Source organism: Synechococcus sp. WH 7805, assembly GCF_000153285.1.
In the GTDB taxonomy this organism is placed as follows: domain Bacteria; phylum Cyanobacteriota; class Cyanobacteriia; order PCC-6307; family Cyanobiaceae; genus Synechococcus_C.
In genome coordinates this window covers 1,696,761-1,714,061 of sequence record NZ_CH724168.1, presented here as the reverse complement: position 1 = coordinate 1,714,061, position 17,301 = coordinate 1,696,761, and the positions used below count along the sequence as shown (strand labels likewise).

10 protein-coding genes are annotated in these 17,301 nt (G+C 56.7%); 6 read left to right on the top strand and 4 right to left on the bottom strand.

Annotation, left to right across the window (positions count from 1 at the left end; genetic code table 11):
• The first annotated feature begins 119 nt into the window (after nucleotides 1–119).
• Both WH7805_RS08865 and WH7805_RS08860 read left to right on the top strand, forming a co-directional pair.
• On the top strand, nucleotides 120–1,139 hold the full coding sequence (locus WH7805_RS08865; protein ID WP_006042720.1) for an RpoD/SigA family RNA polymerase sigma factor: 1,020 nt from the start codon (nucleotides 120–122) through the stop codon (nucleotides 1,137–1,139).
• 4 nt (nucleotides 1,140–1,143) lie between these two features.
• A complete protein-coding gene (locus WH7805_RS08860; protein ID WP_006042719.1) occupies nucleotides 1,144–1,788 on the top strand; it encodes a diacylglycerol/polyprenol kinase family protein in 645 nt (214 codons plus the stop codon).
• Here WH7805_RS08860 and WH7805_RS08855 read toward each other — a convergent pair.
• A complete protein-coding gene (locus WH7805_RS08855; RefSeq protein WP_006042718.1) occupies nucleotides 1,785–2,105 on the bottom strand; it encodes a hypothetical protein in 321 nt (106 codons plus the stop codon). The two genes, WH7805_RS08860 and WH7805_RS08855, sit on opposite strands and share 4 nt — an antisense overlap.
• Nucleotides 2,106–2,224: 119 nt before the next feature.
• The gene (locus WH7805_RS08850) at nucleotides 2,225–3,289 is read right to left on the bottom strand and encodes a 3-deoxy-7-phosphoheptulonate synthase (protein WP_006042717.1); all 1,065 of its coding nucleotides are present in this window, start codon (nucleotides 3,287–3,289) and stop codon (nucleotides 2,225–2,227) included.
• 113 nt (nucleotides 3,290–3,402) lie between these two features.
• Between WH7805_RS08850 and acnB the strand changes: the two genes are divergently transcribed.
• The 4 genes from acnB to WH7805_RS13565 all read left to right on the top strand — a co-directional run bounded on the left by acnB (nucleotide 3,403) and on the right by WH7805_RS13565 (nucleotide 15,157).
• On the top strand, nucleotides 3,403–5,985 hold the full coding sequence (gene acnB, locus WH7805_RS08845) for a bifunctional aconitate hydratase 2/2-methylisocitrate dehydratase (RefSeq protein WP_038005310.1): 2,583 nt from the start codon (nucleotides 3,403–3,405) through the stop codon (nucleotides 5,983–5,985).
• Nucleotides 5,986–6,002: 17 nt separating this feature from the next.
• Nucleotides 6,003–7,508, top strand: coding sequence for a ClC family H(+)/Cl(-) exchange transporter (locus tag WH7805_RS08840; protein ID WP_006042715.1), 1,506 nt, complete (start codon nucleotides 6,003–6,005; stop codon nucleotides 7,506–7,508).
• An 83-nt stretch (nucleotides 7,509–7,591) separates the two neighbouring features.
• Complete coding sequence (locus WH7805_RS08835) at nucleotides 7,592–9,136, top strand: radical SAM protein (RefSeq protein WP_006042714.1); 1,545 nt, start codon at nucleotides 7,592–7,594, stop codon at nucleotides 9,134–9,136.
• A 135-nt stretch (nucleotides 9,137–9,271) separates the two neighbouring features.
• Complete coding sequence (locus tag WH7805_RS13565; RefSeq protein WP_006042713.1) at nucleotides 9,272–15,157, top strand: S8 family serine peptidase; 5,886 nt, start codon at nucleotides 9,272–9,274, stop codon at nucleotides 15,155–15,157.
• Here WH7805_RS13565 and WH7805_RS08820 read toward each other — a convergent pair whose 3' ends face one another.
• Both WH7805_RS08820 and purU read right to left on the bottom strand, forming a co-directional pair.
• Entirely contained in the window at nucleotides 15,158–16,438 is a 1,281-nt protein-coding gene (locus tag WH7805_RS08820) for an O-antigen ligase (RefSeq protein WP_006042712.1), read from the bottom strand. It lies immediately after the preceding gene.
• Nucleotides 16,435–17,298 (bottom strand): formyltetrahydrofolate deformylase, encoded by an 864-nt coding sequence (purU, locus tag WH7805_RS08815; protein ID WP_006042711.1) that lies wholly within the window; start codon nucleotides 17,296–17,298, stop codon nucleotides 16,435–16,437. Before purU ends, WH7805_RS08820 begins: the two co-directional genes overlap by 4 nt.
• Nucleotides 17,299–17,301: the final 3 nt, after the last annotated feature.

Genomic DNA, 17,301 nt, shown 5'->3' with positions numbered 1-17,301 from the left:
GCTCTTGCATCGCGCTGATCCTGTTAATTTACAGCTATAGAAAAACTTTCGTTTTATCGAGGCTGCACTCGGCGGCGAGTGCTAAGTTGCGCGCAAATCTAATCAAGGAGTTCAGGGTGATGGGGATCCCTCTGGAATCCGAGGTCGAGGCTTCCAAGCCCTCGTCCACGGAACCTGTATTGCCGGCTACAAGCCAGCGCAATACAGGTCTGCGCTCACGTCAAACCGCCAATCGATCGAGTCGACAAGTTGGTCGTCTCTCCACTGATTCAATTGGCTACTACCTCAGCACCATCGGCCGTGTGCCTCTCCTCACCGCTGCAGAGGAGATCGAACTGGCACACCACGTTCAGGCCATGAAGGAGCTGTTGGATGTTCCAGAGGACGAACGCACACCGCGGCAACGTCATCGCATTCGCATGGGCAAACGGGCCAGAGATAGGATGATGGCGGCCAACCTTCGCCTTGTGGTGAGTGTTGCCAAGAAATATCAGAATCAGGGCCTTGAACTCCTGGACCTTGTCCAAGAGGGTGCCATTGGCCTGGAGAGAGCCGTAGACAAATTTGATCCCGCTATGGGGTACAAATTTTCTACCTATGCCTACTGGTGGATCCGTCAGGGAATGACCCGGGCCATCGACAACAGCGCACGGACCATCCGTTTGCCGATTCACATCAGCGAGAAGCTCTCGAAGATGCGTCGCATCACCAGAGAACTCTCCCATCGCTTCGGCCGTCAACCCAATCGCTTGGAACTTTCCAACGCGATGGGGATCGCACCACGCGATCTCGAAGAACTGATCGCTCAGAGTGCTCCCTGTGCATCCCTCGATGCCCACGCCAGGGGGGAAGAGGACCGAAGCACACTTGGAGAATTGATCCCAGACCCCAACGGTGATGAGCCGATGGAGGGAATGGATCGCAGTATTCAGAAGGAGCATCTCGGCGGTTGGCTGTCCCAGCTCAACGAGCGGGAGCAGAAGATTCTTCGCTTGCGCTTTGGACTCGATGGAGCCGAGCCACTGACCTTGGCCGAGATCGGTCGTCAGATCAACGTGTCCCGGGAACGCGTTCGCCAACTTGAAGCAAAAGCAATTCTGAAGTTGCGCACCATGACCGATCAGCAGCAGGCCGCCTGATCCCTTGCTGCTCTCGCTGTTCGTGATTGGAGCCTGGATGGCTCTGGTTCTCTCGGCAGCGGTGCTTTGCCGAGGCGTTTTGCCGGAGCACAAGGAACTCAGCCGCAAAATCGTGCATATCGGTACCGGACCCGTCGTGCCGCTGGCCTGGTGGCTGCAACTTCCGGCATGGGTAGCTGTTCCAGCCGCACTCTCAATTACCGTCATCACCGCCATTAACCATCGCTGGCGATTACTACCAGCCGTCGAGGATATCGAGCGCCACAGCTACGGAACTGTGGCGTATGGAGTGGCTATCTCTCTACTTCTCATTTTCTTCTGGCCTGAACAGGCCATCGCGGCTTGCGCTGGAGTGCTGGTGATGGCTCTTGGCGATGGCCTTGCAGGCTTGGTTGGGCGAGGCGTTCAATCACCAACCTGGAGCGTTTGGCAACAGCGGAAATCTGTAGCTGGAACCCTCACGATGGCCCTGGTCACGGGAGTTGTGCTGACTGTGCTTGTGATGGTCAGTCACAGCCCATTCCAGCCAATGCGCCTGTTGAGCGTATGCGTGCTTGCTGTTGGCCTTGAGCAACTGAGCCGATGGGGCATCGACAACCTCAGCGTGCCAATCGCTGTTGGCTTGTGCTGGTCTTGGATGATCGCCTAAGCACGCAGCAACCGTTCCATGTGCCGACACCAGTCATGCCTGCTACCGAGAGCAGCCACAAGACACTGATCATCCGGCATCGAGCGGAGCCTGGCCTGCCACGTCTGAATCTGCCCTGCCTGATCAACCCAGAAATGCATCACCTGCTGATGCAAAGCATCCAGATCCCAATGCTGTTGATCGGCAACGCCACCAGACCAATCGAGCAGAGCATCGAGCTGAAGCGGACGAAAACCCTGCACCCAGAGCTCCGTTTCCCGCTCCAGTTCATAGAGACGCATCAAATCACCAAACCCGAGAATTCTGATCCCAAACATGACGACAGCTTCAGGCAGAAGTTGCCCAAAATTAAAGTATTCGATCAGATCAAAAGTTCGCCGTGAACTGATTAAAACGAAGGTTTATTTCAAGGCTGAAGCTCTCAAAAACTTGGCACTCAAGCAACACGAGTGCCAACTTTCTTCAGCGAATCAGCCAAACCCTCCAGCAGCTCCGCTGTCGTCTCAATGCTGATGCATGCGTCCGTGACGCTTTGGCCATGGGTCAGTGCTGAACGATCCGAACTGATCTTTTGGTTGCCCTCAACAAGATGGCTTTCGAGCATCAGACCCATCACATGCGCTGACCCCTGTTCCACCTGAGCTGCCACAGCTTTCAACACATCACCTTGCCGGCGATAATCCTTGTTGGAGTTGCCATGACTGCAATCGACCATCAACCGGTCGGGTAGTCCCGCTGCTTTCAATTCTTCAGCAGCATCCTGAATCGCCTCGAGATGGTAATTCGTGCCTCGGTTCCCTCCCCGCAGCACCAGATGACCATCCGGATTTCCGGTGGTGCTCACGATCGATGCATGCCCCTCGCGATTGATCCCAAGAAAATGATGGGGTTTGGACGCGGCCTGCATGGCGTTGATGGCAATGGTGGCACTGCCGTCGGTGCTGTTTTTGTAGCCGATCGGCATCGACAAGCCTGAAGCCATTTCGCGGTGCGTCTGGCTTTCGGTGGTACGGGCGCCGATCGCCGTCCAACTGATCAGATCAGCGATGTACTGAGGAACTACAGGATCGAGCAGTTCAGTGGCACAGGGCATTCCATCCCTGGCCAAATCGAGCAGTAACGACCGAGCCATTCGCAACCCCGTGTTGATGTCGTAGGAGCCGTCGAGGTTCGGATCATTGATGAGGCCCTTCCATCCCACCGTGGTGCGTGGCTTCTCGAAGTACACACGCATCACCACCTCGAGCTCAGAGGCATGACGTTCACGCAGGGGAGCCAGTTTGCTGGCGTACTCCCTCGCTGCATCCACATCATGAATAGAGCAGGGGCCGACGATCACCAGCAGTCGCCGGTCCAGACCCCTGAGAATGGCTTGAATTCGGCTGCGCGAGGTGGCCACGGTCTCCGTCGCCCTGGCATCAATCGGCAGATCTCCATGCAGCAAGGCGGGAGGAACCAGAGGCCTGGTGTCCACCACATGAAGGTCGTGTGTGGTGGTCATACCCAAACAATTACCTCGCTACAGGGTACGCAAACCATGGAAACCCGCCTGCTTCCGGAACGGAACGGTGACGCAGGAGAATGGCCTGCAAGTCCGTTCCTGAGCAGATTTTGATGCTGAGCACCTACCGAGAGAACGCTGCCGAACGTCTGGCCCTGGGAATTCCGCCATTGCCCCTGGAGCCAAGCCAGGCCAAGGCACTCACAGAACTGTTGGAGAATCCACCATCAGGGGAGGAGCAGGAGCTGCTGCACCTGCTGATCGAACGCATTCCGCCCGGCGTCGACGAAGCGGCCTATGTGAAAGCCACCTGGCTCAGCGCCATCGCCCAAGGGCAGGCCAGCAGTCCCCTGGTATCGCCGCTGGAAGCCACCCGCCTGCTCGGAACCATGGTGGGGGGATACAACGTGGCGGCCCTGATCGAGCTGCTCCAACACAGCGACACGCAGCTGGCCGGCTGCGCCGCTGAAGGCCTCAGCCGAACTCTGCTGGTTTATGACGCCTTCAATGAAGTGATGGAGCTGGCCTCCAGCAACCGCTTTGCCAAGCAGGTGGTGGACAGCTGGGCAGCAGCTGAATGGTTCACCTCGAAGCCGGAGCTGGCCGACACGATCACGGTGACGGTGTTCAAGGTGGAAGGAGAAACCAACACCGACGACCTCTCGCCCGCCACCCACGCCACCACCCGTCCGGACATCCCTCTGCACGCCCTGGCGATGCTGGAGACCCGCGATCCAGACGGCCTGAAGACGATCGCCACCCTCAAGGAGAAAGGGCACCCCGTGGCCTACGTGGGCGACGTGGTGGGCACTGGCAGTTCCAGGAAGAGCGCCATCAACTCCGTGCTCTGGCACACCGGCGACGACATTCCCCATGTGCCCAACAAGCGAGGCGGCGGCGTCATCCTCGGCGGCAAGATCGCGCCGATCTTCTTCAACACTGCAGAAGACTCCGGCGCCCTGCCGATCGAATGCGATGTCACCGAACTGAACACCGGTGATGTGATCACCATCCGGCCCCATGCCGGCACGATCGAACGGGACGGTGAGGTGGTGAGCCGCTTCGAACTCAAGCCCAGCACCATCAGTGACGAGGTGCGGGCCGGTGGGCGAATCCCCCTGATGATCGGCCGCGCCCTCACCGACAAAGTGCGCGCCAAACTCGGCCTCGCACCCTCTGATCTGTTCATCCGTCCCACGGCACCGGCCGACACCGGCAAAGGCTTCACCCTGGCCCAGAAGATGGTGGGCAAGGCCTGCGGCCTGCCCGGAGTGCGCCCCGGCACCAGCTGCGAACCGCTGATGACCACCGTTGGCTCTCAGGACACCACCGGGCCCATGACCAGAGACGAGATGAAGGAGCTGGCCTGCCTGGGCTTCTCCTCCGACCTGGTGATGCAGAGTTTCTGCCACACCGCGGCCTACCCCAAACCGGTGGACCTGCAGACCCAGAAGGATCTGCCTGATTTCTTCGCCCAACGCGGTGGTGTGGCCCTGCGCCCCGGTGACGGCATCATCCACAGCTGGCTGAATCGCATGCTGCTCCCCGACACGGTGGGCACCGGCGGTGACAGTCACACCCGCTTCCCCCTGGGCATTTCCTTCCCCGCGGGCTCCGGCCTGGTGGCCTTCGCTGCAGCCATCGGCGCCATGCCCCTGGACATGCCCGAGTCGGTGCTGGTGCGCTTCAGCGGCTCGCTGCAACCGGGTGTGACCCTGCGGGATGTGGTGAATGCCATTCCCTGGGTGGCGATTCAACGCGGACTGCTCACCGTGGAGAAGGCCAACAAGAAGAATCTGTTCAATGGCCGGATCATGGAGATCGAAGGTCTCCCCGACCTCAAGCTCGAGCAGGCCTTCGAACTCACCGACGCCAGTGCCGAACGCTCCTGCGCCGGCTGCACCATCAAGCTCTCAGAAGAAACCGTGAGCGAATACCTGCGCAGCAACGTGGCGTTGCTCAAAAACATGATCGCCCGCGGTTACAGCGATGCCCGCACCCTGGCCCGCCGCATCAAGGAGATGGAAGCCTGGCTGGCTCATCCACAGCTTCTCAGTGCCGACGGCGATGCCGAGTATGCCGAGATCCTGGAAATCAACCTCGACGAGCTCACCGAACCGGTGGTGGCCTGCCCCAACGATCCCGACAACGTGAAGCTCTTGAGCGAGGTGGCCGGTGATCCGGTGCAGGAGGTGTTCATCGGCTCCTGCATGACCAACATCGGCCACTACCGTGCTGCGGCCAAGGTGCTGGAAGGCGCCGGCCCGAACCAGGCCCGCCTCTGGGTCTGTCCCCCCACGCGCATGGACGAAGAAACCCTCAAAGCCGAGGGCTACTACGCCACTTTCGAAGCCGCCGGATCCCGGATGGAGATGCCGGGCTGCTCCCTCTGCATGGGCAACCAGGCGCGGGTGGACGACAACACCACGGTGTTCTCCACCAGCACCCGGAACTTCAATAACCGTCTTGGCAAGGGCGCCCAGGTTTACCTGGGCAGTGCCGAACTGGCGGCGGTCTGTGCTCAGCTGGGACGGATCCCCACCCCGGACGACTACCGCAGCATCGCGGCAGAGAAGATCGATCCGCTCTCCGATGAGCTCTACCGCTACCTCAACTTCGACCAGATCTCTGGTTTCGAGGATCAGGGCCGAACCATCAGCGCGGACGATGAAGCCGCAGTGCTGGCTGGGTCCTGACCCGGATCAGCACAGCCATGACCGTCCTGAGTGAACTGAAACAACGACGCCACCAACTCGGCTCCAGCCGCAGCATCCGTCGCCTCCTGGAACGGCGCTGGTGGGTGGTGGTGCTCGCCCTGATGCTCACTGGGCTTGGGGCCGCCCTGACAGGCGTGCTGTTTAAAGCCGGCATCAAGACCCTGGGGGCATGGCGCCTGGAGTTGCTGGCCGATCTGCCCGCCTGGGCAGTGCTGCCAGGACTCGGGGCCGCGGGTGGATTGGTGTCAGGCCTGCTCGTCACCTGCCTGGCCCCTGCCGCTGGCGGATCAGGCATCACCCACATCATGGGCTTTCTCAAACACCGGGCCGTTCCCATGGGACTGCAGGTGGGCCTGGTGAAACTGGTGGCAGGAATCGTGGCCATCGGCAGTGGCTTCCCCCTTGGCCCCGAGGGCCCGTCGGTGCAGATGGGGGGATCTGTTGCCTGGCAGATGGCGCGCTGGCTGAAGGCCCCTGTGGCCTTCCGGCGGGTGATCGTGGCAGCCGGCGGCGGTGCGGGCATCGCCGCCGTGTTTAGTGCACCCATCGGTGGGTTTGTCTACGCCGTTGAGGAGCTGCTGCACTCCGCCAGGCCCGTGGTGTTGCTGCTGGTGATCGTGACCACCTTCTGGGCCGATGCCTGGGCTGATGTCCTCGGGCTAGCGGGGCTCAGTCCCAGTGGAAGCGGTCTGGATGCAACCCAGGGGTTCCAGCTGGAACGGGAATACACCCCCCTGGTGAGTTTTCTGCCGATCGATCTGGGATACCTGATCGGACTCGGGGTCGTGGTTGGGCTGCTGGCCGAGCTCTACTGCCGCTATGTGCTGGCCATGCAGCGGAAGGGGGATGCCTGGTTCGGCGATCGGCTGGTGCTGCGCATGGTGCTCAGTGGAGCAGTGCTTGGAAGCGTTTATGCCTCTCTTCCTGAAGAGTTCCACAATCTGGAGGGACTGCAACATCTGATCGCCGACGGTGAAGCCGACATTCCGATGGCGCTCGGCACCTTCATCGTGCTCTTTTTCAGCACTGGTCTGGCCGCGGCATCAGGCGCACCGGGGGGACTGTTTTATCCAATGCTCACCCTCGGCGGAGCAATCGGTCTGGCCTGTGGCTACTGGGTGGAAGCCCTCACCGGGCACGTTCCGACCACCTATGTTTTTGCAGGGATGGGGGCCTTTGTGGCCAGCTGTTCCCGCACCCCGATCAGCGCCATGTTCCTGGCCTTTGCACTGACGAAAGACCTGCTGATCCTCAAACCGATCCTGGTGGCCTGTCTGGCCAGTTTTCTGGTGGCCAGACTGTTTGATGAGCGCTCGATCTACGAGCGACAGTTGGGCATGGAACTGAAGGAAGAAGATCACCGGGAGGCACGCCTGAATCGGCATGGCGGCATTCATCACGCCTGGGGAGGTTCGATCCGTCGCCGGGCCTTCACACCACCGCCACCGCCACCGCCACCGCCACCAGCCAAGGCCAATCCCAACCCGGACGAAGACCCCTGAATCAGGAAACGCTGCTGTTCGATCCGGCTGTTCCGGAACCCGGTGCCCTGCGCACGGTCCTGGCGTTCCCCAGCACCTACACCGTGGGAATCACCAGCCTCGGTTACCAAATCGTCTGGGCCACGCTGGCCTCGCGATCCGATCTGGATGTGCGCCGGCTGTTCACCGATCAGGGGGATCCCCCGCATCGCCGCTGCGATCTGTTCGGCCTGTCCCTGAGCTGGGAACTGGATGGTCCGGTGTTGCTGGATCTGCTCGAAGACCAGGGCATCCCGATCTGGAGCGAACAGCGAACGGACGCTGACCCGGTCGTGTTCGGAGGGGGGCCTGTGTTGACCGCGAACCCCGAACCATTGGCGCCATTTTTCGATGTCATCCTGCTGGGGGATGGGGAGGAACTGCTTCCGACCTTCATCGACGCCCTGCAGGACGTGCGCGATGAACCACGGGCCGTGCGTCTGCGGCACCTGGCGAAGGTTCCAGGCATCTATGTGCCAGCGCTCTATGCCCCAAGCTTTGATGCCGAGGGATCACTGCGATCGATCGAACCGATCGAAACGGATCTGCCTGCCACCGTGACCAAGCAGACCTGGCGCGGGAACACCCTCAGCCACTCCTCGGTGATCACGCCGGCGGCCGCATGGCCGGACATCCACATGGTGGAAGTGGTGCGCAGCTGCCCTGAACTCTGCCGCTTCTGTCTGGCCAGTTATCTCACGCTTCCTTTCCGCACACCATCGCTGGATGACGGCCTGATCCCAGCGGTCGAACGAGGCCTCAAGGCGACCCGGCGTCTGGGACTGTTGGGAGCGTCAGTCACCCAGCACCCGCAATTCGATGAACTGCTCCGCTGGCTGAATACCGATCGCTTCAACGATGTACGCGTGAGTGTGAGCTCCGTGCGGGCCGCCACCGTGACCCCTGCCCTCGCCTCTGGGCTTGCCAATCGAGGCAGTAAATCGCTGACCATCGCGATTGAAAGCGGCAGTGAACGGATGCGACGCGTCGTAAACAAGAAGTTGAGCAGCGAAGAGATTGACGCAGCGGCACGCCATGCCAAGCAGGGTGGTCTGAGCGCCCTCAAGTTGTATGGAATGGTGGGCCTCCCCAGCGAAGACGATGAGGATGTAGAGGCGACCGCCGATCTGCTCCTACAGCTGAAGAAAGCCACACCTGGGCTGCGCTTCACCCTGGGGGTGAGCACATTCGTGCCCAAGGCCCACACGCCGTTCCAATGGCAGGGGGTACGGCCGGAGGCCGACAAACGCTTGAAGCGCCTCGGCAAACGACTCAAACCCAAAGGTATTGATCTGCGCCCAGAGAGTTATGGCTGGAGCGTGATCCAGGCGCTGCTGTCGCGGAGTGATCGTCGACTGGCTGCGGTGATCGTGGCTGTTCGCGGAACACAAGACAGTCTGGGTGGTTGGAAGAAGGCCTACCGGGCCGCCAGGGCCGGGGAGCTGCCAACAGCCAAAAGCGCGGGAGTGGAGCTACCCCTCCCTCCAGCATGGGAAAGGGTTGTACACGACACCTGGCCCGACGACACGGTGCTGCCGTGGGAGCACCTCAGGACAGCGCTGAAGAAAGAAACCCTTCAACATCATCAAAACGAGAGTCTGGGAATTTAATGAGAATTGAATGAGAAACCATGATAATGCAATGAGAATGCGATGCCCTCACATACATTTAATGTCGTAAATCGAACAAAGCCTTGCGGTTTCCGTATGATTTGAACATAACAAGGCCTCATCAGGCTTAGGCAAATGAACTTATCTAACCTGATTGAATCACTGAGTGCCTATCGGGCGCGTTCTCTGCATACCAGCCTCAATCAACCTGAGGAGCCAGACCCAGACATCAGCTCGATCGACAACAACCCGGCACTCACCCCCATTGATCAACCCCTGACAGTGGCGCGTGGCTTGCTCCAAAACGGTGCCACCACTCCGCCAAGTCAACAACTGAATTCAACTGAGAGTTTCAGCGAAGCAATCAATGGGAATAACTCCATAACAACCGAGGAAGAAGCTAATGAAACCACCAATATTGAGTTCAGAATTGAATCGAAATATCTGCATGCAGGACGGTGCGCCTGCTTTGCTTGTAGCTATAGCCGGGATTCATTAGAAACTAATCGTGAAAGCAATTCAGAACTAAACAACACCCTATCGAATGCAGATCCAACGATTGCCTTTGGAACACTCAACGAACTATCGGATTATCTGACCACCGGATTCTGGGAAGAGGCAGGAACATACACAAGGCGATTCAACTTAGGTGGCAGCGGTTTAGGCGCCAAAAACGGTCAATTGACCTACAACATCACCGGATGGGCGGATGATTCAAACGGATTGTCTGCGGAACGTCAAAATCTCACCCGAGAGGTTTTTAACGTCTACGAAGCCATCACTGGCATTGAATTTGTTGAGGTCGCAACCGAAGGTGATTTTCGCTTTACAGATAATGATTCAGGAGCCTATGCCTATCTTGGTGGCGGATGGTATGACCAAGACCCAAACACAGGAACCATTGATTACAACGCAGCCATTATCGACTACAGCGTTATCAACGTTGCGTCATCCTGGTTTTACGGAGATTCCAGCTACAACAGCTACACACCACAAACGATTTTTCATGAAATCGGACATGCTCTTGGCCTAGGACATCAGGGGCAATACAACGCGGGCAATGGAAATCCTACCTATGAGAACAGTGCGCAATATGGCAATGACACCTGGCTGACCACCATGATGTCGTATTGGTCTCAAACAACCAATACGAATGTCAACGCCTCAAGAGCATATCTACAGACACCGATGACGGTGGATTGGATTGCGTTAGATAAACTCTACGGATCACAGGGCTATGGATCATTCAAAGCCTTCAACGGCAACACAGTTTACGGCGTAGGCACAAATATCTCAAGCGGTACCAGCGAAATCATGAATAATTTCGCAACGATGATTAGCGATACAGCTTACACACTGGTTGATGGATCAGGTTATGACATCTTGAATGTCAGCAATTATTCTGATGATCAGTTTATCAATTTGGCGCCATCAGAACTCAATGGCACCCTTCCGTCGAGTTCAAGCATTGGCGGCCTCGTTAACAATCTAACGATTGGAGTTGGCACCATCCTTGAGGAAGCCATTGGCGGCAGCGGCAATGACACATTTCTTGGAAATATTGCAGATAATGTCTTTAGAGGTGGCAATGGTGGTGACAGATTTTACGACAGCTTCGGATCCGACACGTATTACGGAGGATCCGGTACTTTCGACACGCTCTACTTCTCTGAAAACTACAGCGATTTCTCCATTGAAAACCTGGGGACATCCTTAGCCTTCAGCCGAAACAATTCGGGCTTAGCTGACACCGATCTAATCTGGAATGACATTGAACTTGTTTATTTCAATGACGACGTCATCAAGACCTATCAAGAACTCTTAGCTGATATAACTCCTATCAATACTCCGCCAACCGCTAATGATGTGTTCGTCGCGACGTCAGAAGACAGCAATAGCGTCAGCGGAAACTTCAATGCGAACGATCCAGACAGCAGCGATCAACTCACTTACACGATAACAACGGCACCAACGATTGGATCAGTTGTCGTTAACAGCGACGGAACCTTCACCTACAACTTCGGCAACAATTTCCAATCACTGGGCGACGGAGACTCAACTGCCGTTGTTTTTCAATACATCGCATCCGACGACAATGCTACTGATAGTGCACCAGCCACAGTCACTATTACGATCAACGGCAGTAATGATGCTCCAATCCTGAGTGGCACGCCGTCCGCACTAACAAATGGCACAGAGGATATTGCTTACCTACTGAAAGCGTCGGATCTGCTGCAGGGTTACAGCGATATCGATGGTGACACTCTCTCCATCACCAGCGTCACCACTGCCTCAGCCAACGGAACCCTCACCCCTAACGGCAACGGCACCTGGACCTACACCCCAACACAAGATCTCAACGGTGAAGTGGTCTTCAGTTTTGTAGTCAGTGATGGAAATGGGGGAACCGCCAATGGCAGCACATCACTCACACTCGATCCAGTTGAAGATGAAGTGCTTCTCGATGAAGACAACAACGGCATTGTTGATGGCACCGAACTCACCGCTTATCAGCTCTTCTCAGAAGCTGGTGCTATCACACTCAAAAACAATGCTGGCCAAACTTATAACAACAGCTCATCTGGCAACTCCGATGTAGTTGCTGCTATCGAAACCGATAACGGCTTCCAGGTCCTACTGGAAGGTACAGGTTCTCGAAACGATACGTTCTACGTCTGGAATACGAATTCAAATGGAGTGATCATAGGCGGTAGTGGCTGGAAGTCTGGTGATATCGCAACTCGTCTTGGATGGGAAGAAACTTTCAACTTTGATACCAATCGTGATGGAACCATTGGCGCTTTGATCCTTGATGACGACAACAACGGCATTGTCGATGGCACCGAACTCACCGCTTATCAGCTCTTCTCAGAAGCTGGTGCTATCACACTCAAAAACAATGCTGGCCAAACTTATAACAACAGCTCATCTGGCAACTCCGATGTAGTTGCTGCTATCGAAACCGATAACGGCTTCCAGGTCCTACTGGAAGGTACAGGTTCTCGAAACGATACGTTCTACGTCTGGAATACGAATTCAAATGGAGTGATCATAGGCGGTAGTGGCTGGAAGTCTGGTGATATCGCAACTCGTCTTGGATGGGAAGAAACTTTCAACTTTGATACCAATCGTGATGGAACCATTGGCGCTTTGATCCTTGATGACGACAACAACGGCATTGTCGATGGCACCGAACTCACCGCTTATCAACTCTTCTCAGAAGCTGGTGCTATCACACTCAAAAACAATGCTGGCCAAACTTATAACAACAGCTCATCTGGCAACTCCGATGTAGTTGCTGCTATCGAAACCGATAACGGCTTCCAGGTCCTACTGGAAGGTACAGGTTCTCGAAACGACACGTTCTACGTCTGGAATACGAATTCAAATGGAGTGATCACAGGCGGTAGTGGCTGGAAGTCTGGTGATATCGCAACTCGTCTTGGATGGGAAGAAACTTTCAACTTTGATACCAATCGTGATGGAACCATTGGCGCTTTGATCCTTGATGACGACAACAACGGCATTGTCGATGGCACCGAACTCACCGCTTATCAGCTCTTCTCAGAAGCTGGTGCTATCACACTCAAAAACAATGCTGGCCAAACTTATAACAACAGCTCATCTGGCAACTCCGATGTAGTTGCTGCTATCGAAACCGATAACGGCTTCCAGGTCCTACTGGAAGGTACAGGTTCTCGAAACGACACGTTCTACGTCTGGAATACGAATTCAAATGGAGTGATCACAGGCGGTAGTGGCTGGAAGTCTGGTGATATCGCAACTCGTCTTGGATGGGAAGAAACTTTCAACTTTGATACCAATCGTGATGGAACCATTGGCGCTTTGATCCTTGATGACGACAACAACGGCATTGTCGATGGCACCGAACTCACCGCTTATCAGCTCTTCTCAGAAGCTGGTGCTATCACACTCAAAAACAATGCTGGCCAAACTTATAACAACAGCTCATCTGGCAACTCCGATGTAGTTGCTGCTATCGAAACCGATAACGGCTTCCAGGTCCTACTGGAAGGTACAGGTTCTCGAAACGACACGTTCTACGTCTGGGATACGAATTCAAATGGAGTGATTACAGGCGGTAGTGGCTGGAAGTCTGGCAATATCGCAACTCGTCTCGGTTGGGAAGAAACTTTCAACTTTGATACCAATCGTGATGGAACCATTGGCCTTCCCCCCTCACTGTCTTCGCCCACCCTCGAAGCCCGCTTCAAAGACCAATGGCACCTAAAAGACTCATCATCGGGAGGTGCCAATGTTGCTTCGGCATGGTTATTGAAAAACAAATCTGGGAGCAATATTTACGGCACTGGAATTCATATCAACGTGATCGACGATGGGCTGGATTGGCGTCATCAAGATCTGAGCACGAATTACATTTCAGCATCGAGTTATGACTACGTCGGAAAGGACAACGACCCGACCCCAAGCTCCTCTGCCGACCACGGCACAGCCGTCGCTGGCGTCGCAGCAGGATATGGGCATAACGGCATTGGCATCACCGGTGCCGCGCCCAACGCCAACATCAGTGGGCAACGACTGCTAGGTGCAGGAACAGCAAGGAATGAAGCCTCTGCCCTAACGCGAACGATGAATGCTGTGGATATCTACAGCAACAGCTGGGGACCGAATGACAACGGCAGGCTTCAGGCAGCACCGGCTCGAGTTCTTGCTGCGCTGAAGGATGGAGTCACCAATGGACGCGATGGCAAAGGCGCGATCTATACCTGGGCCGGTGGAAATGGACGGAACAGCAACGACAACTCGAACTACGACGGCTATGCCAACTCCCGCTATGTGATCTCGGTGGCAGCAATGACCAATCGAGGACGGTATTCCGGATACAGCGAACCGGGTGCGAATGTTCTGGTCAGCGCTCCGTCCAACGGTGGTACCGATGCCATCACCACCACCAGCACCAACAACAGTTACATCGACAACTTTGGTGGCACCTCCTCGGCCACACCGTTGGTGTCTGGTGTGATCGCCTTGATGTTGGAGGCCAACCCCAATCTCACTTGGCGAGATGTGCAACATGTGCTGGTCAACAGCTCGGATGTGGTGGATGCCAGCAGCAATGGATGGTTCACAAATGGAGCCGAGCACGACTTCAGCCATGACTACGGATTTGGCCGCATCAATGCAGAAGCAGCGGTCGCCTTGGCCAAAACGTGGAACAACGTGGGTGACGAAGTCTCCTATTCCGCCAGCACCACCCCAGGAATCGCCATTCCCGATGCCGGTGGCGGATCGATCAGCAGCACGATCACCATCTCACAAGACATCACCTTGGAGTCCGTGGTGATTCCAATTCTGTCGGACCATACCTATGCCGGCGATCTCACCATCACGCTCACCTCTCCGGAAGGAACCACTGCAATCCTCAGTGAAGGAAATCGACGGGACACAAGCACGCTGAATTTCAACTTCAGTGCCAAAACCTTCTGGGGAGAGAGCAGCCGGGGAGTCTGGACGCTCACCATCAATGACCTGGCAAGCCTTGATACAGGCACACTCGACCAGTGGGGCCTGAATCTGTACGGAACCCAGGGAACCAACTTCAACGCAGCAATCACCGACTCGATCACCGGCAACGAACTGGAGACCTTCACCGGTGCTTCAGGAATGACCTACGCATCGAAAGAAGCACTCGAGCAGATTGAAGGCCTGTCGAGTTATCTCAGCCACATCGAAGATCTCCTTGCTGAATCACCCGAGAAGGCCACTGGGGATTGGCTGATCGGAACCCAAGGGCCACAAGATCAAATCATGCGTGCTTCGGAATTAGGAATTTCTGATTCCATGACGAGCCAGACATTTAATGCCCAAAATGGCATTTCAAGCTTCTCGATGATTTCAGCACTGGACCCAACAGAATTCATTGCTCAAAGCCTTGACTCTTTAGGAACAAACTTGAGCTATGCCTACCCCGAATTGTTGCATGAAACAACAACGCGGAGCCTTATTCCTTCCCTTGAAACCAGCACGTTCAAGGCGTAATCATCGATTAATATCCTTATAGTTTGCAATCCCGCTGCGTAACCCCGCCAGCAGGATCCAACCGGCAATATTTAGACGGCTGTCGAAAAACGGTAGATCCGTGGCGTGCAGAACCACCAGCACCAGCACGGCCGTCCACCAGGCTCGATCAAACAAAGTCGACAAACCACGGCGCAGGCTCACCACCAGCAACGCCAACACCAGACCCACCACCAACACAGCCACCGGCAAGCCATGGCTGATGGCCAGTTCAAGCGGAAGATTGTGGGCATGACCATGCCACTTACCCGCTCTCAGGGGATAGATCACTGAAAAAGCTGCAGCACCCCAGCCAAACCAGGGGCGTTCCGCATTCAACTGCAGGGCCAGCCCCCACTGGCTGAGCCGTGTGGACGCCAGAGCACGCTCGCCGGCGTACTGCGCATCGCTGAGACGAGCCCAGACCCCCTCAGGCACAAGCGTACGGGCGGGATCCTGGAGCGCAGGCGGCAGCCCCGGCACAACAGCCACCAGTACAGGCAACAGGGCCAACGCAAGCAGAGGCAGCAGCCAAGGCCAACTCGGCGGCCCGAGCACCAGCGGAACAGCCAAAACCAGCGCTCCCCAGCCATTCCGGGACTCTGTGAGCACCAGAGACAGCACCACGGACGCGGCCACCGTGAGAACCACCCCACGACGCGTGCGGTTGAGACCGGGCTGAACCAACGCCGCGAGCATCAGTGGCCAGACCATCGCCAACCAGGCCGAAGCGATGTTGGCGTAATCGAACAGTCCAGACAATCGTCCTTCAGGGCGGCCACCGGCAGACACAAACCAGATGATCAAGCCGCCAAACAACTGCCAGGGTCCCTGCCATCCCAACCACAGCTGGCCCAGGCCGGTCACCACCACTGGAACGCTCCCGGCCACAAGCCAGAGACTGCAGCGCCGGCGGGATTGCGGAAGAGCCAAGTAGGGCTGAAACCCCCAGAACCCCCAGAAGAAGGGAATCCAGTTGGCCAGACCTGCCCAGGCCAGCACGCCTGAATACGACCGAAAACAACCAACCACCATGAGCGATCCAGCCAGAAGCAAGGGCGCATTCCAGGGATCACGCCAGAACGGCCGCGCCCGGCCCAGGCTTCCCAGAATCAGTGCCGGAAAGAGCAGAAGGCCACCCAGCAGCGCACTGGATGGCAGCAGAAAGAGCCCCAACTGAAAGCAACGCCATCCCCAAATGGACGCCGAATCAGGAACTTCTCCGTCCAGCCAGGCCTTGACCATGGGCAGGGAGACAGTCATGCAAACACAGCTGTACGTCCGCGATACACCATCACCTGACGACGAAGGTGGAGACGCAGGGCGCGGGCTAGGGCCAGCCGCTCAGTATCACGGCCTTTTCGAATCAGATCCCCCACCTCATCACGGTGACTGATGTTGGCGATTGTCTGCTCAATGATCGGCCCATCATCGAGTTCTTCGGTGACGTAGTGCGCCGTGGCTCCGATCAGCTTCACACCGCGCTCCCAGGCCCGGTGATAAGGCTGCGCACCCTTGAAGGCCGGCAGGAAGGAGTGGTGAATGTTGATCACCTCGGGAAAGCGTTCCAGAAAATCTCCGCTCAGCACCTGCATGTATTTGGCAAGCACAGCCAGATCAATCTGGTGCTCATCCAACAGGTTGAGAATGGTGGCTTCTGCCTCCGGCTTGCTGTCCTTCGTCACGGGAACGCAGACGAAAGGAACACCGAAATCAGCGCAGCAGGGTTCCAGGTCGGGATGGTTGCCGATCACCAGGGGAACCTGCATCGGCAGCTCCCCGCTGCGTGCCCGCCAAAGCAGATCCAGTAGACAGTGGTTCTGCTTGCTGACCAGGATTGCTACCCGGGGGTGGTCATCGGAAAAATGAACATTGGCGTCACCGCCCAGACGCTCCGCCAGAGCCTTAACCGCCAAAGGAATGGCATCCCTGGGTAACCCGAACCCCTCAACATCCCATTCGATCCGGCTTAGGAACAATCCAGCCTCAAGATCCGTGTGGTGGTCGGCGTGACGAATATTGCCGCCATTGGCAGCCACCCAGCCGGCAATGTCACTGACGAGCGCCGGACGATCCGGACAGATCAGATGCAGGATGACCGAAGCGGAAGACACAGATGACATGGT